The sequence below is a fragment of the Streptomyces sp. NPDC026522 genome, assembly GCF_055567555.1.
Genome location: NZ_JBVHQF010000002.1, coordinates 574,077 through 596,311, shown reverse-complemented (window position 1 = coordinate 596,311; position 22,235 = coordinate 574,077). Strand labels below are relative to the sequence as shown.

24 protein-coding genes are annotated in these 22,235 nt (G+C 71.8%); 11 read left to right on the top strand and 13 right to left on the bottom strand.

All coding sequences use genetic code 11. The features are described from left to right. Nucleotide 1: 1 nt before the first annotated feature. Nucleotides 2–928, bottom strand: coding sequence for a DUF4097 family beta strand repeat-containing protein (locus ACZ4M3_RS07355; protein ID WP_467730631.1), 927 nt, complete (start codon nucleotides 926–928; stop codon nucleotides 2–4). A 197-nt stretch (nucleotides 929–1,125) separates the two neighbouring features. After that, nucleotides 1,126–2,058, bottom strand: a complete 933-nt coding sequence (locus tag ACZ4M3_RS07350; RefSeq protein ID WP_467730630.1) for a LysR family transcriptional regulator — start codon at nucleotides 2,056–2,058, stop codon at nucleotides 1,126–1,128. Nucleotides 2,059–2,266: 208 nt separating this feature from the next. Here ACZ4M3_RS07350 and snpA point away from each other — a divergent pair, with 208 nt between their 5' ends. Beyond that, entirely contained in the window at nucleotides 2,267–2,926 is a 660-nt protein-coding gene (snpA, locus tag ACZ4M3_RS07345) for a snapalysin (protein ID WP_467730629.1), read from the top strand. A gap of 16 nt (nucleotides 2,927–2,942) precedes the next feature. On the opposite strand, the gene ACZ4M3_RS07340 is transcribed toward snpA, so the two are convergent. The 4 genes from ACZ4M3_RS07340 to ACZ4M3_RS07325 all read right to left on the bottom strand — a co-directional run bounded on the left by ACZ4M3_RS07340 (nucleotide 2,943) and on the right by ACZ4M3_RS07325 (nucleotide 6,419). Next, a complete protein-coding gene (locus ACZ4M3_RS07340) occupies nucleotides 2,943–3,137 on the bottom strand; it encodes a hypothetical protein (RefSeq protein WP_467730628.1) in 195 nt (64 codons plus the stop codon). Between the two features lie 46 nt (nucleotides 3,138–3,183). Continuing rightward, entirely contained in the window at nucleotides 3,184–3,777 is a 594-nt protein-coding gene (locus ACZ4M3_RS07335) for a GNAT family N-acetyltransferase (RefSeq protein WP_467730832.1), read from the bottom strand. Nucleotides 3,778–3,902: 125 nt separating this feature from the next. After that, nucleotides 3,903–4,976: a family 2 encapsulin nanocompartment cargo protein polyprenyl transferase gene (locus tag ACZ4M3_RS07330; RefSeq protein WP_467730627.1), complete on the bottom strand. Its 1,074-nt coding sequence runs from the start codon at nucleotides 4,974–4,976 to the stop codon at nucleotides 3,903–3,905. Between the two features lie 30 nt (nucleotides 4,977–5,006). Continuing rightward, nucleotides 5,007–6,419 carry a family 2B encapsulin nanocompartment shell protein gene (locus tag ACZ4M3_RS07325; RefSeq protein ID WP_453354679.1) on the bottom strand — a complete coding sequence of 471 codons (1,413 nt, stop codon included), beginning with the start codon at nucleotides 6,417–6,419 and terminating at the stop codon, nucleotides 5,007–5,009. 269 nt (nucleotides 6,420–6,688) lie between these two features. Here ACZ4M3_RS07325 and ACZ4M3_RS07320 point away from each other — a divergent pair, with 269 nt between their 5' ends. The 3 genes from ACZ4M3_RS07320 to ACZ4M3_RS07310 all read left to right on the top strand — a co-directional run bounded on the left by ACZ4M3_RS07320 (nucleotide 6,689) and on the right by ACZ4M3_RS07310 (nucleotide 8,754). Beyond that, nucleotides 6,689–7,279 carry an N-acetylmuramoyl-L-alanine amidase gene (locus ACZ4M3_RS07320; RefSeq protein WP_467730626.1) on the top strand — a complete coding sequence of 197 codons (591 nt, stop codon included), beginning with the start codon at nucleotides 6,689–6,691 and terminating at the stop codon, nucleotides 7,277–7,279. 21 nt (nucleotides 7,280–7,300) lie between these two features. Continuing rightward, nucleotides 7,301–7,744: a GNAT family N-acetyltransferase gene (locus ACZ4M3_RS07315; RefSeq protein ID WP_467730625.1), complete on the top strand. Its 444-nt coding sequence runs from the start codon at nucleotides 7,301–7,303 to the stop codon at nucleotides 7,742–7,744. Between the two features lie 65 nt (nucleotides 7,745–7,809). Next, the gene (locus tag ACZ4M3_RS07310) at nucleotides 7,810–8,754 is read left to right on the top strand and encodes a 1-aminocyclopropane-1-carboxylate deaminase/D-cysteine desulfhydrase (RefSeq protein ID WP_467730624.1); all 945 of its coding nucleotides are present in this window, start codon (nucleotides 7,810–7,812) and stop codon (nucleotides 8,752–8,754) included. On the opposite strand, the gene ACZ4M3_RS07305 is transcribed toward ACZ4M3_RS07310, so the two are convergent. Then, nucleotides 8,733–10,313 carry a Na+/H+ antiporter gene (locus tag ACZ4M3_RS07305; RefSeq protein ID WP_467730623.1) on the bottom strand — a complete coding sequence of 527 codons (1,581 nt, stop codon included), beginning with the start codon at nucleotides 10,311–10,313 and terminating at the stop codon, nucleotides 8,733–8,735. The two genes, ACZ4M3_RS07310 and ACZ4M3_RS07305, sit on opposite strands and share 22 nt — an antisense overlap. 63 nt (nucleotides 10,314–10,376) lie before the next feature. Between ACZ4M3_RS07305 and ACZ4M3_RS07300 the strand changes: the two genes are divergently transcribed. The 3 genes from ACZ4M3_RS07300 (at nucleotide 10,377) to ACZ4M3_RS07290 (ending at nucleotide 12,259) form a co-directional block, all read left to right on the top strand. After that, nucleotides 10,377–10,637, top strand: coding sequence for a UBP-type zinc finger domain-containing protein (locus ACZ4M3_RS07300; RefSeq protein WP_467730622.1), 261 nt, complete (start codon nucleotides 10,377–10,379; stop codon nucleotides 10,635–10,637). Between the two features lie 216 nt (nucleotides 10,638–10,853). After that, nucleotides 10,854–11,267: an ATP-binding protein gene (locus ACZ4M3_RS07295; protein WP_329198175.1), complete on the top strand. Its 414-nt coding sequence runs from the start codon at nucleotides 10,854–10,856 to the stop codon at nucleotides 11,265–11,267. Between the two features lie 11 nt (nucleotides 11,268–11,278). Continuing rightward, nucleotides 11,279–12,259 (top strand): RNA polymerase sigma factor SigF, encoded by a 981-nt coding sequence (locus ACZ4M3_RS07290; RefSeq protein ID WP_467730831.1) that lies wholly within the window; start codon nucleotides 11,279–11,281, stop codon nucleotides 12,257–12,259. Between the two features lie 4 nt (nucleotides 12,260–12,263). Here ACZ4M3_RS07290 and ACZ4M3_RS07285 read toward each other — a convergent pair whose 3' ends face one another. Beyond that, nucleotides 12,264–12,713 carry a hypothetical protein gene (locus tag ACZ4M3_RS07285; protein ID WP_467730621.1) on the bottom strand — a complete coding sequence of 150 codons (450 nt, stop codon included), beginning with the start codon at nucleotides 12,711–12,713 and terminating at the stop codon, nucleotides 12,264–12,266. A 108-nt stretch (nucleotides 12,714–12,821) separates the two neighbouring features. Here ACZ4M3_RS07285 and ACZ4M3_RS07280 point away from each other — a divergent pair, with 108 nt between their 5' ends. Together ACZ4M3_RS07280 and ACZ4M3_RS07275 are read left to right on the top strand one after the other, a co-directional pair. Further along, entirely contained in the window at nucleotides 12,822–13,787 is a 966-nt protein-coding gene (locus ACZ4M3_RS07280) for a diacylglycerol/lipid kinase family protein (protein ID WP_467730620.1), read from the top strand. A 323-nt stretch (nucleotides 13,788–14,110) separates the two neighbouring features. Then, nucleotides 14,111–14,368 (top strand): WhiB family transcriptional regulator, encoded by a 258-nt coding sequence (locus ACZ4M3_RS07275; RefSeq protein WP_003953983.1) that lies wholly within the window; start codon nucleotides 14,111–14,113, stop codon nucleotides 14,366–14,368. 192 nt (nucleotides 14,369–14,560) lie between these two features. On the opposite strand, the gene ACZ4M3_RS07270 is transcribed toward ACZ4M3_RS07275, so the two are convergent. Both ACZ4M3_RS07270 and ACZ4M3_RS07265 read right to left on the bottom strand, forming a co-directional pair. Then, a complete protein-coding gene (locus ACZ4M3_RS07270; RefSeq protein WP_467730830.1) occupies nucleotides 14,561–16,030 on the bottom strand; it encodes a sensor histidine kinase in 1,470 nt (489 codons plus the stop codon). 369 nt (nucleotides 16,031–16,399) lie between these two features. After that, nucleotides 16,400–16,993 (bottom strand): TetR/AcrR family transcriptional regulator, encoded by a 594-nt coding sequence (locus ACZ4M3_RS07265; protein ID WP_467730619.1) that lies wholly within the window; start codon nucleotides 16,991–16,993, stop codon nucleotides 16,400–16,402. An 83-nt stretch (nucleotides 16,994–17,076) separates the two neighbouring features. Here ACZ4M3_RS07265 and ACZ4M3_RS07260 point away from each other — a divergent pair, with 83 nt between their 5' ends. Continuing rightward, nucleotides 17,077–17,838, top strand: a complete 762-nt coding sequence (locus ACZ4M3_RS07260) for an SDR family oxidoreductase (protein WP_467730618.1) — start codon at nucleotides 17,077–17,079, stop codon at nucleotides 17,836–17,838. Between the two features lie 130 nt (nucleotides 17,839–17,968). Beyond that, complete coding sequence (nagB, locus tag ACZ4M3_RS07255; RefSeq protein ID WP_467730617.1) at nucleotides 17,969–18,754, top strand: glucosamine-6-phosphate deaminase; 786 nt, start codon at nucleotides 17,969–17,971, stop codon at nucleotides 18,752–18,754. A 57-nt stretch (nucleotides 18,755–18,811) separates the two neighbouring features. Here nagB and ACZ4M3_RS07250 read toward each other — a convergent pair whose 3' ends face one another. Genes ACZ4M3_RS07250 through ACZ4M3_RS07240 form a run of 3 tightly spaced genes read right to left on the bottom strand, consistent with a single transcriptional unit; the run spans nucleotide 18,812 to nucleotide 22,161 of the window. Beyond that, nucleotides 18,812–20,299, bottom strand: coding sequence for a glycoside hydrolase family 3 protein (locus ACZ4M3_RS07250; RefSeq protein WP_467730616.1), 1,488 nt, complete (start codon nucleotides 20,297–20,299; stop codon nucleotides 18,812–18,814). A 6-nt stretch (nucleotides 20,300–20,305) separates the two neighbouring features. Next, complete coding sequence (locus ACZ4M3_RS07245) at nucleotides 20,306–21,169, bottom strand: carbohydrate ABC transporter permease (RefSeq protein ID WP_467730615.1); 864 nt, start codon at nucleotides 21,167–21,169, stop codon at nucleotides 20,306–20,308. After that, on the bottom strand, nucleotides 21,166–22,161 hold the full coding sequence (locus ACZ4M3_RS07240) for a carbohydrate ABC transporter permease (protein WP_467730614.1): 996 nt from the start codon (nucleotides 22,159–22,161) through the stop codon (nucleotides 21,166–21,168). Before ACZ4M3_RS07240 ends, ACZ4M3_RS07245 begins: the two co-directional genes overlap by 4 nt. Nucleotides 22,162–22,235 lie beyond the last annotated feature (74 nt).

Sequence of the window (22,235 nt, the reverse complement as noted above, 5' to 3'; positions counted from 1 at the left end):
GTCAGAGCACCTTCTTGTCGAGCGCGAGCGGGGCGGCGGCGTCGGGGCTGTCGGCCGCCGGGCGGCGCAGCAGGGCGATGGCGCCGGAGACGGTGGTGGCGCGCAGCGTCCCGGTGCCGGCGCCGAGGGTGCCGGTGATCCGCTTGGCGGCCCACTGGCCGGTGACCCGCAGGTCCTCGAAGGCGTTGGAGACGCCTCCGGTGGCGGTGTTGGCCTCCACGCGGGCGTCGGCGGGGTGCGGCAGGCGGATCGCGACCTGTCCGGAGACGGAGTTCAGGGAGATGTCGACGGGCCGCACGTCGGCCGGGTCGAGCACGAGGTCGATGAGCATGTCGCCGCTGACCGAGTCGGCCCGTACGCTGCCGCCCGCGCCGTCGACGACGGTCAGGCCGCCGGAGACGGAGTGGAAGGAGAGCTCGCCGTTCACGGACTGGGCCTCGACGCTGCCGGACACGGTGTGGGCCTTCACCTTGCCGGAGAGCCCGACCAGGGTCGCGTCGCCGCTGACGCCGTTGACGTCGGTGGCGCCGCTGATGCCGGAGACGAAGACGGCCGCGCTGACGGTGGCCAGCTGGACGAGGGTGGCGGCGGGGACCGTGAGGGTGACGGTGGCGCTGCGCTCCCACGCCTTGCGGCCGTCGGCGGAGCCGGACCAGGCCTTCCAGGGCTTGCCCTCGAACCACTTCTTGAAGCCCTGGGAACCGTTCCAGGGGAGGTCTTCGTAGGAGAGGGTGAGGGTCCCGCCGTCCTGTACGACGTGCAGCGGCGGCCCGTTGACCTCGGCCACTTCCAGGCGGGCGGGGCCCGCGTCGGCGGCGGCGACGACGTTCACGGTGCCGCCGACGAGGCGGACGCGGAGTTCCGTCACCGGCTGCTCGAAGGTGAGCTTCTGCGGTTCGGCGACGGACCACGTCATCTGCTCGGTCATGGGTCTGATCCTCCTCGTGGGCGCACGGGGCTCGACGCTCGCAACATATCGCGTCTTCTGAGAACACGATATATCGCGGATCGGTGAAGTCAAGCGACGGACACGCCGGTGCGGCGGGCCAGGGGGTTCGAGCGGGCAGCCCGAGGACCGGACGGAGTCCGGTGGGTTGGGGGGGGGGAGCGGGGGCCGGACAGGCCCTACGCGGCCAGCAGCGGGCTCGCGTGGTGGTGCAGCCACGCCCGGTAGGGCGGGGTGCGCAGGGCGGCTTCGCGATAGGCGGCGCGCAGGTCCTCGTACACCTCGGCGTGCGCGCCCGGCCGGCTCGCCAGCAGCAGCCGTACGGCGAGCGGGTCGCCCGAGAGCGGCCGGATCGCCATGTCCTCGCGGGGGCCGGAGGTGGGCTGGCAGGGGGCGACGGCCTCACCGGAGACGATCAGCGAGGCGGCGGTGTGGTAGTCGGCGTGCAGCACCGGCGGGTCCACCCCGGCGTCGGCGAAGGCCCGCCGCAGGCCGTCCCACTCGCCGTCCACCGACGGGTCGACCGTCCAGCGGTCGGTGGCCAGTTCCCGTAACTCCACCACCGGCCGCCGCGCGGCGGGATGGTCCCGGGACATGGACACGAACTGGGGCTCCCGCTCCATCAGTACGCGTACCTCCAGCCCGGGCGGCACCCTCAGCGGGCACCCCTCGACCTCGTGCACGAACGCCACGTCCAGCCGTCCCGCGTCCAGCATCCGCAGCAGGGCGTTGGCCGACACGTCGACCAGCAGCGAGGTCTCCGTCTCCGGCGAACGCCGGTGCAGCCTGCGCAGCCAGCCGGGCAGCGCCCGGCTGGCCGTGGAGCCGATCCGCAGGCGCGGCCCGCGGGCCACCGCGCGGGCGTCGGCGACCAGGGCGGCCATCTCGGCCAGCAGCGGACGGGCCCGGCCCAGTACGGTGTGCCCGAACGGCGTGGGCCGGCAGCCGGTGCGTTCGCGCAGGAACAGCTCGCCCTCCAGGGCCCGTTCGATCCGGCGGAGCTGCGTGGTCAGGGAGGGCTGGCTCACGCCGAGCTGCCGCGCGGCCTTGTGCAGGCTGCCGGCGTCGGCGATGGCGCACAGTGCGCGCAGGTGCCTCACCTCAAGCTCCATGACCCAGAGGGTAGGTCGGCCCCGGTCAGCCGCACCAGCCACCGGTATCCCCCCGAATCCCGCCAATTTCACGGAAGTTGGCCTGCCGAAAACCCACCGATAGCCCGGTGTTATCGGTGGCTGACATCATCCGCCGGCCCCCGGCGCTCCCGCAGACTCCGGTTCGAACGACCCACCCCCCACACCGGATGAGTAGGAGCTCCCCCACATGCGCCACTCCCGCACGGCCGTTCCGGCCGCCACCCTCGGTCTCGTACTGGCCGCCGCCCTGGCCGGCGTCGCGCCCTCCGCCAGCGCCGCCCCCGCCCCGGCCGGCAACACCGCGAGCTACGCCGCGTACGAGCGCTCGCAGGAGAACCAGGCCGCCAACCGGGCCTTCTTCGAGGCCGTCCAGCGCTCGGTGGCGGAGCAGCGCGCCGCGAACCCGGGCATCCAGACCGTGACCGTCACCTACAACACCCGCAACGCGCCGAGCTTCCGCACCGTGATATCCCGTTCCACCCAGATCTGGAACGGTTCGGTGTCCAACGTCAAGCTCCAGGAGGTGTCCTCGGGCGGGAACTTCTCGTACTACGAGGGCAACGACTCGCGGGGTTCGTACGCGAGCACCGACGGGCACGGCCGCGGCTACATCTTCCTCGACTACGCGCAGAACCAGCAGTACGACTCCACCCGGGTGACCGCGCACGAGACCGGCCACGTGCTGGGCCTGCCGGACCACTACTCCGGCCCGTGCAGCGAGCTGATGTCCGGCGGCGGTCCGGGCACCTCGTGCACCAATCCCTACCCGAACTCCACCGAGCGCTCCCGGGTGAACCAGCTCTGGGCGAACGGCCTGGCCGCCTCGGGCCTGGGCACCAAGAGCTGACGCGCCGGTCGGCGGCCTAAGGGGTGTACCGGGGGCAGTCCGGGTAGCGGCACGGCCCCGGGCCCCACTCCGGTACGAAGATCCCCAGGGACTTGCGCCGCCCGACGATCACCCGCTCGACGGGGCGCCCGCAGACCGGGCACGGCTCCAGGTCGTGCCCGGCCGGCGGGGCGTCCGCCGCACCCGCGCGCTGCTGCTCGCTACCGGCCATACCTCCACGGTAGGCCGGTTCGGCGCATCCGGCGGGCCGGGAGCCCTCACGGCTGCGGCTTGCGCCACATCGGCCACATCAGCGGCCCGTCCGGCAGCCGCACCGCCGAGCCCGTGAATTCCCATCCGAGCCGCTCGTACAGCGCCTTGCTGCGCTCGCTGCTCGCCTCCAGGTACGCCGGTACGCCCTCGCGGTCGCACCGGTCCAGCACCGGCCGCATCAGCTCCGTACCCAGCCCCTCGCCCTGCCGCCCCGGCGCCACCGCGATCATCAGCAGGTACTCGTGCTCCTCGGCGGTGGGGTGCACCTCGCCCGTCAGCCGGCCGACCAGTTCGCAGCGTTCGTTGTCCGGGTCGGCCACCGCGCGCATCTTCGCCGGGACCTCGTCCTCCCCCTCCGGCTCCCCGGCCGGGATCCGCAGCCACAGGGCGGCCGCCGAACCGTCGGCCGCGTAGTCGATCCGGCCCTCCGCGAGCGCCACGTCCACGAACACGCCGAGGAACTTCCCGTGCACCGCCGCCCGGTGCTCCGGGTCGGGGAAGACCCAGCTGCTCACCGGGTCGTCGCGGAACGCCTCGTCCAGCAGCCGGGCGACAGCGTCCCGGTCCGACTGATCCGCCCTACGTATCTCCAGCACCACGGCAACCGTCCCTCGCTCACGTTCCAACAACCGTGAGTGATCCTAGGGTTGGGCTCCGTACCCGGACAGGCCTGTTCCGGCACCATGCGGTGCCGGAACAGGCCCGTCCCCCACGTCTCGCTGGATCACCTCGTGCGGCGCGTGACGAATTCCGCCAGGGCCAGCAGACCTCCCGCCGCCCCGAGGTCCGGTACGGCCCGCGACAGCTGCTGCACCGCCCGGCCCATCCGGTCCGCCGCGTGCGCCTGGGCCCAGTCACGGCCGCCGGCCCGGTCCACCGCGTCGGCCGCCCTGCGCACGTCGTCCCCGGTCATGGGGCCGGCGTACAGCTCGGCGAGCTCCGCCCCGGCCGCGGTGCCCGAGGTGAGGGCGGCCACGACCGGGAGGGACTTCTTGCGGGCGATCAGGTCGGCCCCGGCGGGCTTCCCGGTGTGGCCCGGGTCCCCCCAGATGCCGATCAGGTCGTCGATCAGCTGGAAGGCCAGTCCCGCCTCCCTGCCGAAGGCGTCCATCGCGTCGGCCTCGTCCGGACCGGCCCCCGCGTACAGGGCGCCCAGGGCGCAGGCGCAGCCCAGCAGGGCGCCGGTCTTGGCCGTGGCCATCGTCAGGCACTCGTCGAGGGAGACGTCCGGCCGCTGCTCGAAGGCGCAGTCCGCCTGTTGCCCGGCGCACAGCTCGATGACGCAGGCCGCGAGCCGGGCGGCGGCCGCCGCCGAGGCGGGGTGCGGATCCTCCGCGAACTGTTTCAGCGCGAGCGCCATCATGGCGTCACCCGTGATGATCGCGTCCGGTATGCCGAAGACGGTCCAGGCCGTGGCGCGGCCGCGCCGCCTGACGTCCTTGTCGATGACGTCGTCGTGCAGGAGGGTGAAGTTGTGCGCCAGCTCGACGGCCACCGCCGCGCGCACGGCGCCGTCCTCCTTCTCGCCGCCCGCCTCACCCCCGCCGCCGCCCTGTCCGCGCAGGGCCCGGGTCGCCGCGAGGACCAGGGCGGGGCGGATGGCCTTGCCCGCGTTGCCCTCGGCGGGCGTGCCGTCCGCGTGCTGCCAGCCGAAGTGGTACATCGCCACGCGCCGCATGGCACCGGGCAGGCTCTCGACCGTCCGGCGCAGTCGCGGGTTGACCGTTTCTCTTGTCCGTTCGAGCAGGGCCGCCGCTTCCTGGCCCTCGCCCGTGGTGATCGCCTCAGCCGTCGCCATCGTGTGCCCCGCCGCTCCGAGCCGGCCGGCTCAGCGCCAGCGGCCGATCTCGACGTTCTCCAGGATGCCGAGCGCGTCCGGCACCAGGACCGCGGCGGAGAAGTAGGCGGTAACGAGGTAGGAGATGATCGCCTGCTCGCTGATGCCCATGAAGCGCACCGACATGCTCGGCTCGATCTCGTCCGGGATGCCCGGCTGGTGCAGGCCGATCACGCCGGACTCGTCCTCGCCGGTACGCATGCACAGGATCGAGGTCGTACGGGCGTCACTGATCGGGATCTTGCTGCACGGGAAGATCGGCACGCCCCGCCAGGACGGCACGCGGTGGCCGCCGACGTCGATCGACTCGGGGTAGAGGCCCCGCTTGTTGCACTCGCGCCCGAAGGCCGCGATGGCCTTGGGGTGGGCCAGGAAGAGCTTCGAGCCGCGCCGCATGCTGAGCAGCTGGTCCATGTCGTCGGGGCTGGGTGCGCCGTCGTGCGGCTGGATGCGCTGGTCGTAGTCGGCGTTGTGGAGCAGGCCGAAGTCGGGGTTGTTGACCATCTCGTGCTCTTGGCGCTCGCGCAGCGCCTCGACCGTGAGCCGCAACTGCTGCTCGGTCTGGTTCATCGGCTGGTTGTACAGGTCGGCGACGCGCGTGTGGACCCGGAGAACCGTTTGTGCGATGGAGAGTTCGTACTCGCGCGGGCGCGCCTCGTAGTCCACGAAGGTGCCGGGCAGTACGGCTTCGCCCTGGTGGCCGGAGGACAGCTCGATCGCGGCTTCGCCGTACTTGTTGGTGCGCTGGGCCGGCAGCGCGCGCTGCGTGTCGACGTGCGCGCGCAGGGAGTCGACCCGGTCGGCGAGGAGCTGGAAGTCCTGGCGGGTGAGGACGAGGGCGGTTCCGGAGGTGACCGCGCGGGCGGTGTACTCCCAGATCGCCTCCTCGTCGACGAGGGCGTCCTCGCCGAAGAAGGCGCCGTCGGCGACGGTGCGCAGCACCGCGTCCTCGCCGTAGGGGCCGGGGCCGACCTGCTCGATGCGGCCGTGGGCGAGGAGGAAGACCTTGTCGGAGGAGCTGCCGAAGGAGGTCAGCTCCTGGCCGGGTTCGAAGTCGATCTGCTGGCAGCGGGCGGCGAGTTCGGTGAGGACGTCGATGTCCTCGTAGTCGCGCAGGAGCGGGAGCTCACCGAGCTCGGCGGGGATGACCTGGACCTGGGTCCCGGTCTTGATGAATTCCACGATGCCGTTGCCGACGGAGTAGCTCAGCCGGCGGTTGACGCGGTACGTGCCGCCCTGCACCGACACCCACGGGAGCATCTTCAGCAGCCACCGCGAGGTGATCTCCTGCATCTGCGGCGCGGACTTGGTCGTGGTTGCCAAGTTCCGCGCGGCCGAGGTGCCGAGACTCCGCTGGGGAGTCTGCGCCTGGGCTTCGGACTCGGAACCTGCCTGGACCGACATGTATTTCCCTTTCGATCACTCCATGGATCTGCGGGTACAGCTTTCAGGACGGTCCGTAGTGAGACCATTACACAAAAGGGTGGGACTACTCCGTGCGTGGGATGGGCACTCTCATGGGCCGCCCGTGGCGGTGCGGCTCGGGAGCCGGATGGCCGGATCCGCTCGCTCGCCGTACGAACGCACTAGCCCGGAAGAATCGCCTCCATTACACCAGTAAGTGACGAGGCGAGCACGCAAGGTGACGCCGCGCACCGTTTAAGGAGGCGGCCATGTCCGCACCCATGTCCGCGGACCGGTTCATCGAGGCGCTGCGGGACGAGGGCCTGACCGTGGTGGAGGTCGGATCCTGGCGCACCCACAACCGCAACCACAAGGGACCCTGGGGCCCGGTGCACGGGGTGATGATCCACCACACCGTCACGCACGGTACCGCGTACACCGTCTCGCTCTGCCGCGACGGCGACGAGGAGCTGCCGGGCCCCCTGTGCCACGGCGTGATCACCAAGGACGGCCGCGTCCACCTGGTCGGTTACGGCCGCGCCAACCACGCGGGCGCGGGCGACTCGGACGTCCTGGCCGCGGTGATCGCGGAGAAGCGCCTCCCGCCCGACCACCACGCGGACACCGACGGCAACCGCTGCTTCTACGGCTTCGAGTGCGAGAACCTCGGCAGCGGCGACGACCCGTGGCCCCAGGTCCAGCTGGACGCGATGGCCAAGGCGGCGGCCGCGGTGTGCCGGGTCCACGGCTGGTGCGAGCGCTCGGTGATCGGCCACCTGGAATGGCAGCCCGGCAAGATCGATCCGAAGGGCTTCACGATGGACTGGTTCCGCGACCGCGTGGCCGACCGCCTGAAGTAGCCGCCGACTTAGGCTGGCCCGATGTCCGAACTCCGCATCGAACGGGCGGCCGGCGAGGCCGCCCTCCGGGACTGGCGCCACGTCCACAACGTCATCGTTCCGCCCGACGCGCTGACGCCGGAACAAGTACGCGAGCGGTCCGGACGGCACCTGCTGGACGTCGCGTACGTCGGCGACACCCTGGTCGGCTGCATGACCGTCCGCCCGCCGAGGCCCGACAACGGGTCGGCCGCCACCGTGATAGCCCGCATCCTCCCCGCCCACCGCCGCCGGGGCCTGGGCACCGCCCTCTACGCCCACGGCCTCGCCCAGGCCCGCGCCCTCACCCCGGCCGCCATCGAGACGGTGGTCCTGGCAGCCAACCCCGGCGGCCTGCGCTTCGCCCTCTCCCACGGCTTCACCGAAACCGACCGCTACCTCCTCCCGGGCGCCACCGTCCCGTACATCGACCTCCGTCTGACCTGACGCGCGCGCCCCCGGGACGAGCGGGCCGATGCCCCGGTGGGCGGTGGCGGGCTGACAATGGACGGGTGGATCGTTCAGGTGACCTTGACGGGGTGCTGCGGGGGCGGCCGGCGTCGCCGGTGCAGGAGGTGCGTGACGACGCGTTCGAGCGGTGCGGGGTGCGGTTGCTGCTCAAGCGGGACGACCTCGTGCACCCCGCGCTGCCCGGGAACAAGTGGCGCAAGCTCGCGCCCAATCTGCGGGCCGCCGTGGCCGGTGGGTACGCCGGGCTGGTGACCTTCGGCGGGGCGTACTCCAACCACCTGCGGGCCACCGCCGCGGCCGGGCGGCTGCTCGGGATGGGGACCGTCGGGGTGGTGCGCGGGGACGAGCTGGCCGGGCGGCCGCTGAACGCCTCGCTGGCCCGCTGCGCCGCCGACGGGATGCGGCTGCACTTCGTCTCCCGCTCCGAGTACCGCCGCAAGGCCGAGCCGGACGTGCTGGCCGGGCTGCTCGCCGCGGCCGGCGCCGCCGACGCGTACGTGATCCCGGAGGGCGGCAGCAACGCCCTCGCCCTGCACGGCTGCGCCGAGCTGGGCCGTGAGCTGCGCGGGGCGGCCGACGTCGTGGCCGTCGCCTGCGGTACCGGGGGCACCCTGGCCGGCCTGGCGGCCGGGCTCGGTCCCGGTCAGCGGGCGGTGGGCGTCCCGGTGCTGGCGGGCGGGTTCCTGGACGCGGAGATACGTTCCCTCCAGCGGGCGGCCTTCGGCGACCCGGCGGGCCACTGGACGCTGGCCGAGGGGTTCCACCACGGCGGCTACGCCCGGGTCCCCGCCGAGCTGGAGGCCTTCGCCGCCGGGTTCGAGGCCCGCCACCGCGTCCCGGTCGAGCGGGTCTACGTGGCGAAACTGCTCTGGGCCCTGACGGAGCTGACGGCGTCGGGCGCCTTCCCGCACGGCACCACCCTCGCCGCCGTCGTGACCGGCGCCCCCGAACCGGCCTGCGGGGCTCAGGCCGGCTCCTCCCGGTAGGCCGCGGCCTCCTCCAGGTCCAGCCGGCGCAGCAGGGCCCGCAGCATCTCGTCGTCGATCCGCCGACGGTCACGCAGCGTCACGAACACCTCCCGCTCGGCCTCGATCATCTCTCCGGCCAGCCTCCGGTAGATGTCGTCCGCCGACTCCCCCGTCACCGGATTGACCTCGCCGAGCCGCTCCCACACGGCGTTGCGCCTCCGCTCCAGCACCGTCCGCAGCCGGTCCGCGAGCGGCCCCGGCAGGGCGTTGCGCGGTTCCGCCAGCAGTTCGTTCAGCCGGTCCTCCGCCGCCCGCGAGGCCTCGCTCTGCGCCTGGGCCTCCGCCAGCGTCTCCGCCTGGAGGTCGCGCGGCGGCAGCCGCAGCAGCCGGATCAGCGGCGGCAGGGTCAGCCCCTGCACCACCAGCGTCGCGATGACCGTCGTGAAGGTGAGGAACAGGATCAGGTTGCGGTGCGGCACGCTGATCGGCACGGAGAACGCGACGGCCAGCGAGACGACCCCGCGCATCCCGGCCCAGCCCACGACGACCGGCGCCTTCCAGTTCGTCTCGGGTTCCCGCCTGCGGATCCGCTCGGACAGGATCCTGGGCACGAACGTCGCCGGGAACACCCACACGAAGCGGGCGACCACCACGGCCAGGAACACCGCCAGCGCGTACCAGGCCGCCTGCGGGCCCTCGTACTCCGCCAGCCCCTTGAGCACCACGGGCAGCTGGAGCCCGATCAGTGCGAAGACCACCGACTCCAGCACGAAGGAGATCACCTTCCACACCGCGGCCTCCTGGAGCCGGGTCGCGAAGTCGACCTGCCAGTTGTGGTGCCCGAGGTACAGGGCGACCACGACGACGGCCAGCACGCCCGAGGCGTGCACCCGTTCGGCGGCCGCGTACGCCACGAAGGGGATCAGCAGCGACAGGGTGTTCTGCAGCAGCGGCTCCCGCAGCCGCCTGCGCAGCAGGTGGATCGGCACCATCAGCACCAGCCCGACCCCGACGCCGCCCACCGACGCGAGCAGGAACTCCGCGATGCCGCCCGCCCAGCCCGCGCCGACGCCGACGGCCGCGGCCAGCGCCACCTTGTAGGCGGTGATCGCGGTGGCGTCGTTGACCAGCGACTCGCCCTGGAGGATGGTCGTGATCCGGTTCGGCAGCCCGAGCTTGCGGGCGATCGCGGTCGCCGCCACCGCGTCCGGCGGCGCGATCACCGCGCCCAGCACCAGCGCCACGGGCAGCGATAGGCCCGGCACCAGCAGGTAGGCCGCGTACCCCACGGCCACGGTCGCGAAGAGAACGTACCCCACGGACAGCAGCGCGACCGGGCGTACGTTGGCGCGCAGGTCGAGGTACGAGCTCTCCATCGAGGCCGTGTACAGCAGCGGCGGCAGCAGCAGGGGCAGCACGATGTGGGGGTCGAGGGCGTACGACGGCACGCCCGGGACGTACGCGGCGATCAGACCGACGGCGACGAGCAGCAGCGGCGCGGGAACCGGTGTGCGGCGGGCCACCCCGGCGACCACCGCGCTGCCCGCCACCAGGGCCACCAGCTGCAATACCTCCATCGAAGATCGATCCTCCTCGGTATCAACCGTCCAGTGCGCCCGCACGTCAGTACGCTGGCCATCATGAGCGAGTGCACCCACGTTGCCGAACTGCCGCGCCCCGAGCCCGTCCCGCTTGCCCTGACCTGCCCGGAATGTCTGGCACTCGGCAGCCATCCGGTGCAACTGCGGATGTGCCTGGGGTGCGGATACGTGGCCTGCTGCGACTCCTCGCCCTACCGGCACGCCACGGCGCACCACCGCGACACCGGCCATCCGGTGATGCGCAGCTTCGAACCGGGCGAGACGTGGCGGTGGTGTTTTGTCGACGGTTCGATCGTCTGAGGCGGGGTAGGTCAACCCTCCGCCGGTTCCCCCGAATTGGGCCCGCAGACCCCTAGCCACTGTGCGTACCCATGGGTTTACCATCGGTCACCGTCCGCAGCAGCGGCGGGTGGCCCGGGCGCTCACGGCGGGTGCCACGAGGGGTGCCGCGACACGATCGCCCGGATCGCGGTAGCGTCACCGGCGAACAGAGCTCGTACCACCTTGGAGGTGAGGGTGTCCCAGATCGCAGGCGAGCCCGCGACCCAGGACTTCGTCGAAGTCCGGCTGCCGGCTGCGGGTGCCTACCTGTCGGTGCTGCGCACGGCCACGGCCGGTCTCGCGGCACGGTTGGACTTCACCCTCGACGAGATCGAGGACCTCCGCATCGCGGTCGACGAGGCCTGCGCGATCCTGCTCCAGCAGGCCGTGCCCGGCTCCGTCCTCAGCTGCGTGTTCCGGCTGATCGACGATTCGCTGGAGGTCACCGTCTCCGCGCCGACCACGGACGGCCGCGCGCCCGAGCGCGACACGTTCGCGTGGACGGTCCTGTCGGCCCTGGCCGGCAAGGTCGAGGCGACGGTCGAGGAGAACCGCACCGTGTGCATCAGCCTTTACAAACAGCGCGGCGCGGGGCCAGGCCCGGCGTGAGCGGCGGGGAGATCCCGGTGCGGGGCGGGGATCGGCCCCGGGTACGGCATGAGGTCGACGGCGGCATCCCGGAGCAGCAGCACGCCCGGCCGCACCCGGCTGACGCGGATGCGGAAGACGGCTTTTTGGACTCGGCGGAGCGACGGGCGGGCCCTATGAGCGAGAACCAGCACGACGAACCACAATCCTCACAGCCACCCGCGGCCGTGGCGCAGGCGGCTCCGGCACTGCCGGATCCGCGCGACCGCAGCGGCGCGCGGGCCCTGTTCTTCGAATTGCGGGAGCTGCCCGACGGTTCGCCGGAGCGGGCCGAGCTGCGCAACCGCCTGGTCCGGATGCACCTGCCGCTGGTCGAGCACCTGGCCCGGCGGTTCCGCAACCGCGGCGAGCCGCTCGACGACCTGACGCAGGTCGCGACGATCGGCCTGATCAAGTCGGTGGACCGGTTCGACCCGGACCGGGGCGTGGAGTTCTCGACGTACGCCACGCCCACGGTCGTCGGTGAGATCAAGCGGCACTTCCGCGACAAGGGCTGGGCGGTACGGGTGCCCCGGCGCCTGCAGGAGCTGCGGCTCTCGCTGACCACGGCCACGGCGGAACTCTCCCAGCAGCACGGCCGGTCCCCCACGGTCCACGAACTGGCCGAGCGGCTCGGGATCTCCGAGGAAGAGGTGTTGGAGGGGCTGGAATCGGCCAATGCTTACAGCACGCTCTCGCTGGACGTCCCCGACACGGACGACGAGTCGCCGGCGGTCGCGGACACCCTGGGCTCGGAGGACGAGGCGCTGGAGGGGGTCGAGTACCGCGAGTCCCTCAAGCCGCTGCTGGAGGGACTGCCGCCACGGGAGAAGCGGATCCTGCTGCTCCGTTTCTTCGGCAACATGACGCAGTCGCAGATCGCGCAGGAGGTCGGCATCTCCCAGATGCACGTCTCCCGGCTGCTGGCCCGCACCCTGGCCCAGCTGCGAGAGAAGCTCCTCGTCGAGGAGTGAGCGCCTAAGCCGCAGGCCCGATGCCCAGGGCCGCGGTCGCCGTCGGGTTCACCAGCAGGACCACGACCGCCAGCGCGGCCGCCGCCAGGGCCACCGCGGCGGCGGTCAGCGCCCCGCCGGCGCTCCACAGCGTCCACGCCACCGGCAGCGCCATCAGTTGGGTGATCAGCGCCGGACCCCGGCTCCACCGGCGGCCCAGGCGCAGCCCGCGCGCCGCGATCAGCGGGAGCGCGGCGAGCGCGAGCAGGGTCAGACCGCCGGTCTCGGCCTGCTGCGCGGAGTCGACGTGTCCGGCGGCTCCGAGGTACAGCAGGTAACCGCCGAGGCCGGCCAGGGCCAGGCCCTGGAGCGCGCAGAGTACGGCGGCGACGGTCAGCCGGCCGGGCAGCGCGGCGGGCGCGCCGCCGGGGGCCGCGGCGGCGGCAGGGGCATGGGGGGTCGGCTTCTCACTCACTCCAGCAGGGTAGCCGCGCCCCGCCCGGGGCCGCGGCGGACGGCACCCGAGGCGGGAGGGGGCAGGCAGTTACGGGCCACCTGCGAGCCGGTGGGTAGGCTGGCGTTCATGCGTGCACTCCTCGTGGCCAACCCAGCAGCGACGACCACGAGCGCGCGTACGCGTGACGTCCTCACCCACGCGCTGGCCAGCGAGATGAAGCTGGAGGCGGTGACCACCGAGTACCGGGGCCACGCCCGCGACCTGGGACGCCGGGCGGCCCACGAGGGGCTGGACCTCGTGGTGGCCCTGGGCGGCGACGGCACGGTCAACGAAGTGGTCAACGGGCTGCTGCACGACGGCCCCGACCCGGACCGGCTGCCGAGACTGGCGGTGGTTCCGGGCGGGTCGACGAACGTGTTCGCCCGCGCGCTCGGCCTGCCCAACGACGCGGTCGAGGCGACCGGCGCCCTGCTGGACGCACTGCGGGAGCAGCGCGAGCGCACGGTGGGCCTGGGGCTGGCGGCCGGGACTCCCGGCACGGAGGACGAGTCGGTTCCGGCGCGCTGGTTCACGTTCTGCGCGGGCTTCGGTTTCGACGCGGGGGTGGTGGGCCGGGTCGAGCAGCAGCGCGAGCGCGGCAAGCGTTCGACGCACGCCCTCTACGTACGGCAGCTGGTGCGCCAGTTCCTCGACGAACCCAACCGGCGGCACGGGACGGTCACCCTGGAGCGGCCCGGCGCGGATCCCGTGAAGGACCTGGTGCTGTCGATAGTCTGCAACACCTCGCCCTGGACGTACCTGGGCAACCGTCCGCTGTACGCGTCCCCGGACGCGTCCTTCGACACCGCACTTGACGTACTGGCCCTGAACCGTTTGTCAACTCCGGCGGTCGCCAAGTACGCCACACAGCTCCTGACCTCGACTCCTGAGCGCGGTCCGCAGGGCAAGCACGCGGTGACTCTGCACGATCTGACCGACTTCACCTTGCATTCGAAGGTTCCGCTCCCGTTCCAGATGGACGGGGACCACCTGGGACTGCGCACCAGCGTTCGGTTCACAGGCGTTCGCCGTGCACTGCGTGTGATTGTGTGAGTAGAAGGGGCCAAAGTCCTTTCACTCGAACGTTTACACGCCGGTACACCCCCAGGAACTAGGGCTGTGACCTAGTCGACACCGACGAATCCAAAAAAACTTTCCGGAAGGGGTTGTATCCCCGTCCGAGGTTTGCGAATCTCTACATGGCGATCGGGACAGCCCGCACAACCCGGCACCCACACAGACCGCCAGAACCCCACCACGAATCTTCGGACTCCCCCGGTCGTCTTCCGGGGGTCAGCCCTTCCCTCACGGGGGGATTCGTGAAAGCGTTCACATTCACAAGCAACCTGCCCGCAATACAAGGAGATGGAGCAGCCATGGACTGGCGTCACAACGCCGTTTGCCGCGAGGAAGACCCGGAGCTCTTCTTCCCCATCGGCAACACCGGTCCTGCGCTGCTGCAGATCGAGGAAGCCAAGGCCGTCTGCCGCCGCTGCCCCGTCATGGAGCAGTGCCTGCAGTGGGCGCTCGAGTCCGGTCAGGACTCCGGCGTCTGGGGCGGTCTCAGCGAGGACGAGCGCCGCGCCATGAAGCGCCGCGCCGCTCGCAACCGGGCGCGCAACGCCAGCGCCTGACATCGACTTTCGAGCCTCGAGCCGCAGCGCGTAGAACCCTGAGAAGCGCTCAGCACCGTGCTCTTGAGCCCCGGACCGGGAACCATCGGTCCGGGGCTCAGTGCTGTGCGGGCCCCGCGCGGCGCCGCAAGGCCGGGCCTTCGTCACGCTGGGTGAGAAACCCGTCGCTGCGCTGCGTTACCGCCGGTCGCCCTACTTCTGCGGGCTGGCCGGGATGTCGAGGACGACCCGGGTGCCGTGCGGCTCGGCCCGGACCATGTCGAACGTGCCGCCGAGCTCTCCCTCGACCAGGGTGCGGACGATCTGGAGCCCGAGGTTGCCGGCCCGCTGCGGGTCGAAGCCCTCGGGCAGACCGCATCCGTCGTCCAGCACCTTGATCAGCAGCCGCGCGTCGGCCCGGCCCGTGCCGGAGCGGGTGGCGGACACCTCGACCGTGCCGCCCTCCCCCTGGGTGAAGGCGTGCTCCAGGGCGTTCTGGAGGATCTCGGTCAGCACCATCGAGAGCGGGGTGGCGACCTCCGCGTCCAGGATTCCGAACCGGCCGGTGCGCCGGCACGCGACCTTGCCGGGCGAGATCTCGGCGACCATCGCGATGACCCGGTCGGCGATCTCGTCGAACTCCACGCGCTCGTCCAGGTTCTGAGAGAGCGTCTCGTGCACGATCGCGATCGAACCGACGCGCCGCACGGCCTCGTTCAGCGCCTCGCGCCCCTGCGCGGAATCCATCCGGCGGGACTGGAGGCGCAGCAGCGCGGCCACCGTCTGGAGGTTGTTCTTCACCCGGTGGTGGATCTCCCGGATGGTCGCGTCCTTGGTGATCAGTTCCCGCTCGCGACGGCGCAGTTCGGTGACGTCCCGGCAGAGCACCAGCGAACCGATGCGGGTGCCCTTGGGCTTGAGCGGGATGGCGCGCAGCTGGATGACCCCGCCGTTGCCCTCGATCTCCGTCTCGCGCGGCGCCCAGCCGCTGGCCAGCTTCACCAGTGCCTCGTCCACCGGGCCCCGCGAGGGGGCCAGTTCGGCGGTGGTGGTGCCGAGGTGCTGGCCGACCAGGTCGGAGGCGAGCCCGAGGCGGTGGTAGGCGGAGAGCGCGTTCGGGGACGCGTACGTCACCACGCCCTCGGCGTCGAGCCGGATCAGGCCGTCCCCGACGCGCGGGGAGGCGTCCATGTCGACCTGCTGGCCGGGGAAGGGGAAGGAGCCCGCCGCGATCATCTGGGCCAGGTCGGAGGCGGACTGGAGGTAGGTGAGCTCCAGCCGGCTCGGTGTACGCACGGTGAGCAGGTTGGTGTTGCGCGCGATCACTCCGAGTACCCGGCCCTCGCGCCGGACGGGGATCGACTCGACGCGTACCGGGACCTCCTCGCGCCACTCCGGGTCGCCCTCGCGGACGATCCGGCCCTCGTCGAGCGCCGCGTCGAGGAGCGGACGGCGGCCGCGCGGGACCAGGTGGCCGACCATGTCGTCCTGGTACGAGGTGGGGCCGGTGTTCGGACGCATCTGCGCGACCGAGACGTACCGGGTGCCGTCCAGGGTGGGAACCCAGAGCACGAGGTCCGCGAAGGACAGGTCGGAGAGCAGCTGCCACTCCGAGACCAGCAGGTGCAGCCACTCCAGGTCGGTTTCACTGAGAGCGGTGTGCTGGCGTACGAGGTCGTTCATGGAGGGCACGCGCCGAGCGTACCCCGGGTACGTCCATGACTTTCCCCACGGCGAATACCCAGGAGTATCCAGGAGGCCCCCGCGCCGCGTACTGTTGGAGGAAGTGACGGGATTACAACCCCTGTCCTTGGATGGACAGGACAGATTGGTCTAGTCCACAATGGTTTAAGCTTCCGCCCTCCCCGCACAGGAGGACGGATAGAGGTTGCCGCGCGCTCTGCCCTGACCGCGCAGGCCACCTCCCACCGGCCGCCGGGAACCGCACACCCGCCGGCCGTAAGTACTCCGGGCTACGGTGCCGGACGGGTTGAGGGTCCCGTCCTGCACCGTGGCCCAGAGGAAATGAAGACAAGGGCTCCTACGGGTCGCCTAGCGCGGCCAGGCCCGCATCGCCGTCTCCGCGATCGCTTCCAGCTCCTCCTGGCCGGCCCCGTCACGCGCTTGCTGGGACATTCCCTGGAGCACCGCCCCGACGTAGCGGGCCAGCGCCCCTGCGTCCGTGTCGACGGGCAGTGCACCGGTGGCGACGTCCGCCTCGATCCGGCGCTCGAACATCACCAGGTTGGCGTTGCGCCGCTCCCGCAGGGCCTCGGCCACCGCGTCCGCGGTGGTGTTGACGGCCGCGCTGATGACCATGCAGCCCTTGGGGTGGGCCGGGTCGGTGTAGATGTCGGCGGCCTCGCGCAGGATCCGCCGTACGGCCGCGCCCGCGGTGGGCTCCTCGGCGAGGGCGACGGCCGCGAAGCCGCCGTACCGGTCGCCGTACGCGGAGACCGCCTCGTCGAAGAGCGTGCGCTTGTCGCCGAAGGCCGCGTAGAGGCTGGGGGCGCCGATGCCCAGTTCCCGCGTCAGATCGGCGATCGAGGTCGCCTCGTAGCCCCGCTCCCAGAAGACCCGCATGGCCGTGTCCAGGGCGGTGTCGCGGTCGAAGGATCGGGGCCTGCCGCGCTGTCCGGTCACCATGCCCTCATTCTATAGCGGCCGCTAGTGAATCTGATACGGTCCTTTCTGTATCGACCACTAGAGATTGCGAAGGGGGGCGCGTCATGGGCGTGCTCAAGGCGAAGACGGCACTGGTCACGGGCGGCAGCCGGGGCATCGGCCGGGCCGTTTCACAGCGGCTGGCACGGGACGGGGCCCTGGTCGCGGTGCACTACGGCCACGACGCGGCGGCGGCGGCGGAGACGGTGGACGCGATCGAGGCGGAGGGCGGCCGGGCCTTCGCGATCGGCGCGGAACTCGGGGTCCCGGGCGACGCGCGGGCGCTCTGGGCCGCGTACGACGCCCACCCGGCGGCCGGTCCGGAGCTGGACATCCTGGTCAACAACGCGGGGGCGGCCGCCTTCGGGGGCATCGAGGAGACGGACGAGGAGGCCTACGACCGCGCGCACGCGCTCAACGCGAAGGCGCCGTTCTTCGTGATCAAGCACGGACTGGCCCGGCTGCGGGACGGCGGCCGGATCGTGAACGTGACGGGCACGCCGGACATCGCGCTGCCGGCGATCCTGGCGACGATCACGGCCAAGGGGGCCGCGAACGCCCTGACCGTGTCACTGGCCGCCGCGCTCGCACCCCGCGGCATCACGGTGAACTCGGTGGGCCCGGGCATCATCGAGACCGACCTCAACGCGGGCTGGCTGGCGGATCCGGCGGCCCGGGCGCACGTCTCGGCCCGCTCGGTCTTCGGCCGCACCGGCACGGCGCAGGAGGTCGCGGACATCGTCGCCTTCCTGGCCTCGCCGGACTCCCGCTGGATGACGGGCAAGCACCTCGACGCGACGGGCGGCCTCCAGCTCGCGCTGATGTAGGGCCGCCGGGAGGCCACCCGGCAGGAATCGGATCACCATGGAAGAGAGGGCGAAAGGCCCGCCGGACCCGGGCCCGGTTCTGTTAGATTGGTCTATACCACACCACCCTCTCCAGATCGGCAGGCCCCGCGTGGAAGTTGTCATCGTCCCCAACGCCAAGGCAGGCGGCGAGCTCATCGCGGAGGCCATGGCCGCCCTGGTCCGCCGCAAGGCCGACGCCCTGCTCGGGGTGGCGACCGGCTCCACCCCGCTGCCCGTCTACGAGGCGCTCGCCGCCAAGGTCCGGGCCGGCGAGGCCGACGTCTCCGGGGCCCGCATCTGCCAGCTGGACGAGTACGTCGGCCTGCCGGCCGGGCACCCGGAGTCCTACCGCGCCGTCGTCCTGCGCGAGGTGGTCGAACCCCTCGGGCTGACCGAGGCCTCCTTCATGGGCCCCGACGGCTCCGCCGATGACATCGTGGCCGCCTGCGAGGCCTACGACCGCGCCCTCGCCGAGGCCGGCGGCGTGGACCTCCAGCTGCTCGGCATCGGTACGGACGGGCACATCGGCTTCAACGAGCCCTGCTCCTCGCTCGCCTCGCGCACCCGGATCAAGACGCTGACCCAGCAGACCCGCGTCGACAACGCCCGCTTCTTCGACGGCGACATAGACCAGGTCCCGCACCACGTCATCACCCAGGGCATCGGCACCATCCTCGACGCCCGCCACCTGGTCCTGCTCGCCACCGGCGAAGGAAAGGCGGAGGCCGTCGCCCAGACCGTCGAGGGACCGGTATCGGCCCTCGTCCCGGCCTCCGCGCTGCAGCTGCACCGGCACGCGACCGTGGTCGTGGACGAGGCCGCCGCCTCGAAGCTGAAGCTGGCCGACTACTTCCGCCAGACCTACGCCGCCAAGCCCGCCTGGCAGGGCCTGTAGCACCGGCAAGAAGGCCGGGCCCCCTCCACGGGGCCCGGCCTTCGTGCGTACGGGGTGCTACGCGCCCGCGATGACCTCCGCGGCCGCCCGGCCGCACACCCGTGAGGCACCGTGGGTCGCGATGTGCAGGGCCCCGCGCGGCTCGGCCCGGGGCAGCCCCATCTCCACCACCACGGTGTCCGGCCGGGCCGCGACCAGCGCGTCCAGCGCCTCGGTCATCCAGGGGTGGCGGTGCGCGTCCCGGACCACCGCGACGACCGTGCGGTCCCCCGCGGCGGCCAGCACCTGCGCCGCGCCGGCCCCCTCGGGGTAGACGCCCGCCGCGGTGCCGGGGACCAGCGCAGCGAGCTCGGCGGCCACGCCCCACGGGGTCTCGTCTCCCACCGCGATGTTGGCCTGCGGGGCGAACGTGGCCACGTACGGGGCGCCGACGGCGCTCGCCCGGCCGGTCAGCACCAGGGCCCGGCGGGCCGCCGTCAGGCCGATGCCGGGCGCGCTCCCCTCCGGCGCGCCCGGCATCGCGGCGGCCCGCTTCGCGCGGGTCCATTCGGCCAGGTCGCGGACCCGGGCGGCGGCGTCGGCCAGCCGCTCCTCGGACAGCGCGCCCTCGCGTACGGCGACGACCAGCGCGTCCCTGAGCCGCAGGACGACTCCCTCGTCGGCGAGTCCGCCGCCCACGCAGATCGCGTCGGCGCCGGCGGCGATGGCGAGCACGGAGCCCCGCTCGATGCCGTACGTCCCCGCGATGGCGTTCATCTCCATGCCGTCGGTGACGATGAGGCCCTCGTAGCCGAGTTCCTTGCGCAGCAGGCCGGTCAGGATGTGCGGGCTGAGCGTGGCCGGGCGGGTGGGGTCTAGGGCGGGGACCACGATGTGCGCGCTCATGACGGCCTTGGTGCCGGCTTCGACGGCGGCCTTGAACGGGACGAGTTCACGTGCCGTCAGGGTGTCCAGGTCGGCGTCGATGCGCGGCAGGGCGAGGTGCGAGTCGACGTTGGTGTCGCCGTGGCCGGGGAAGTGCTTCGTGCAGGCCGCGACCCCGGCGGCCTGGAGGCCCTCGACGCAGGCGGCGGTGTGCCGGGCGGCGAGGTGCGGGTCGGCGCCGAAGGACCGTACGCCGATGACCGGGTTGTCGGGGTTGGAGTTGACGTCGGCGGACGGCGCCCAGTTGAGGTTGACCCCGCAGGCGGCGAGCCGGCGGCCGAGCTCGCGGGCGACGTCCCGGGTCAGGCCGGTGTCGTCGACGGAGCCCAGGGCCAGGTTGCCCGGGAAGGAGGAGCCGTCGCGGACCTCCAGGCGGGTGACGTCGCCGCCTTCCTCGTCGATGGCGACCAGGACGTCGTCCCGCTCGGCGCGCAGCTGCGCGGTGAGCCGCCCGAGCTGGTCGGGGGAGGTGATGTTGCGGCCGAAGAGGCCGACGGAGTGCAGGCCTTCGCCGAGCCGGCGCAACAGCCAGGCGGGGGCGGTGGTGCCCTCGAAGCCGGGCTGGAGGACCGCGAGGGCATCGCGGGTGAGCGTGTCCGTCTGGTGCGCGAGGACAGTCATGGGCCGTTATCCCTTCACGGCGCCGGCGGTGAGGCCAGCGGCCATCTTGCGCTGGACGATCAGGAAGAGGATCACGATGGGGAGCGCCATCATGGTGGAGCCGGCCATCATCGGGGCGAACTCGGTGCCGTGCAGGGTGGTGAAGTTGCCGAGCCAGACGGTGGCCGTCTGGTTCTGCTGGCTCATCAACATCAGGGCGTACAGGTACTCGTTCCACGCCTGGATGAAGCCGTAGACGGACGTGGCGACCATGCCCGGGGCGAGCAGCGGGAAGACGACGCGGAGGAAGGCGCCGGTCGGCGTACAGCCGTCGACCATGGCCGCTTCTTCGAGCTCCTTGGGGATGTTGACGATGAAGCCGCGCAACGTCCAGACGGTGAAGGGCAGGATGAAGGTCAGGTAGGTGATGATCAGGCCGCTGAGCTTGTCGTACTGGCCGAGGTCGTTGAGGAGCAGGAAGACCGGGATGATCATCGCGACGAGCGGGATCATCTGGACGGCGAGGATGCCGACGATCACGATCTTGCGGCCGCGGAAGGCGAACCGGGAGATGGCGAGGGCGGCCAGCATGCCCACGACGATGCCGATGACGACCACGGTCAGCGACACGATCAGGCTGCGCCCGACCGGTCCCCAGAAGTCGGAGATCTCCAGCGCCCGCTTGAAGTTGCTCAGCGTGAAGGTGGTCGGGAAGAAGTGCGGGTGCGGATCGATCGCGTCCTTGGCGGGTTTGAACGCCGTGTTCAGCATCCAGTAGACCGGGAACCCGGCGGTGACGAAGACCAGCAGGCCGATGAGGTTCCAGCCGAGCCGGGACTTGTTGCGCTGCTTGGAGCGGGGGGCGCTGGGGGTCGCGGTGGTCGAGGTCACTCCACCTCTCCGATCTTGAGCATCTGGCGCATGTAGACGGCGACCACCGCGAGCAGGAGCAGGACGGTCACCAGGGCGATCGCGGAGCCGCCCGAGTAGTCGTTGACCACGAACGCCTGCTTGTACGAGTAGGTGGTCAGTAGTTGGAACTCGGCCTCGGGGTTGCCGTTGCGCATCACGAACACCTGCGGGAAGACACCCATGTCCCAGATGACCGAGAGGGTCGTCAGCATCACGATGATCGGCTTGAGGATGGGGAGGGTGACGTGCCGGAACACGCCCCAGGCGCCCGCGCCGTCCAGGCGCGCCGCCTCCTCCAGCTCCTTGGGCACCTGGGTCAGGCCCGCGCTGAGGGTGATGACGACGAAGGGCACCGCGCCCCAGACCACGAGCAGCATGATCACGGCGAGGCCCTGCGGACCGCCGGCGAACCAGTTGTGGCCGATCATGTCGACGCCGGGGAGCCGGCTCATCAGGTAGTTGAGGACGCCGTAATCGGCGTCGAATATCCACTTGAAGATGGCGGTGGCGACGATGATGGGCATGCCCCAGCTCGCGACCAGCGCGACGCTGATGAGCGCCTTGACCCAGCTGGAGACCTTCTGGAGCAGCAGGGCTACGAGCATGCCGATGACCATGGTCAGGACGACCGCGCCGGCCGCGAAGACGATGGTGCGCAGCACGACGGACCAGAACACGCCGTCGCCGAGGACCTTGGTGAAGTTGTCGAACCCGATGAACTCCGCGTCCTTGAAGCCCCAGAGCTCGGACTTGCCGAAGCTCTGGAAGGAGAGGGACACCAGCCGGAACAGCGGGTACCCCATGACGAGGACGATGATCACCAGGCAGGGGGCCAGCAGCAGCCAGGGGGTCGCGCCGGGACCCTTGCGGCCCCGCTGTCGCGGCGCGGAGGTCTTGCCCGTCCCGGGTCCGGTGGAATCCTGCCGCCGGGCCGGCGGCAGATCGGCGGTGGTTGTCTGTGCGGCACTCATCGCGTGCTCCTCGGGGGTCCCTCTCTTGACGGGCAGCGGGGCCCCGCCGGTCCGGCGGGGCCCCTCACTTCAGG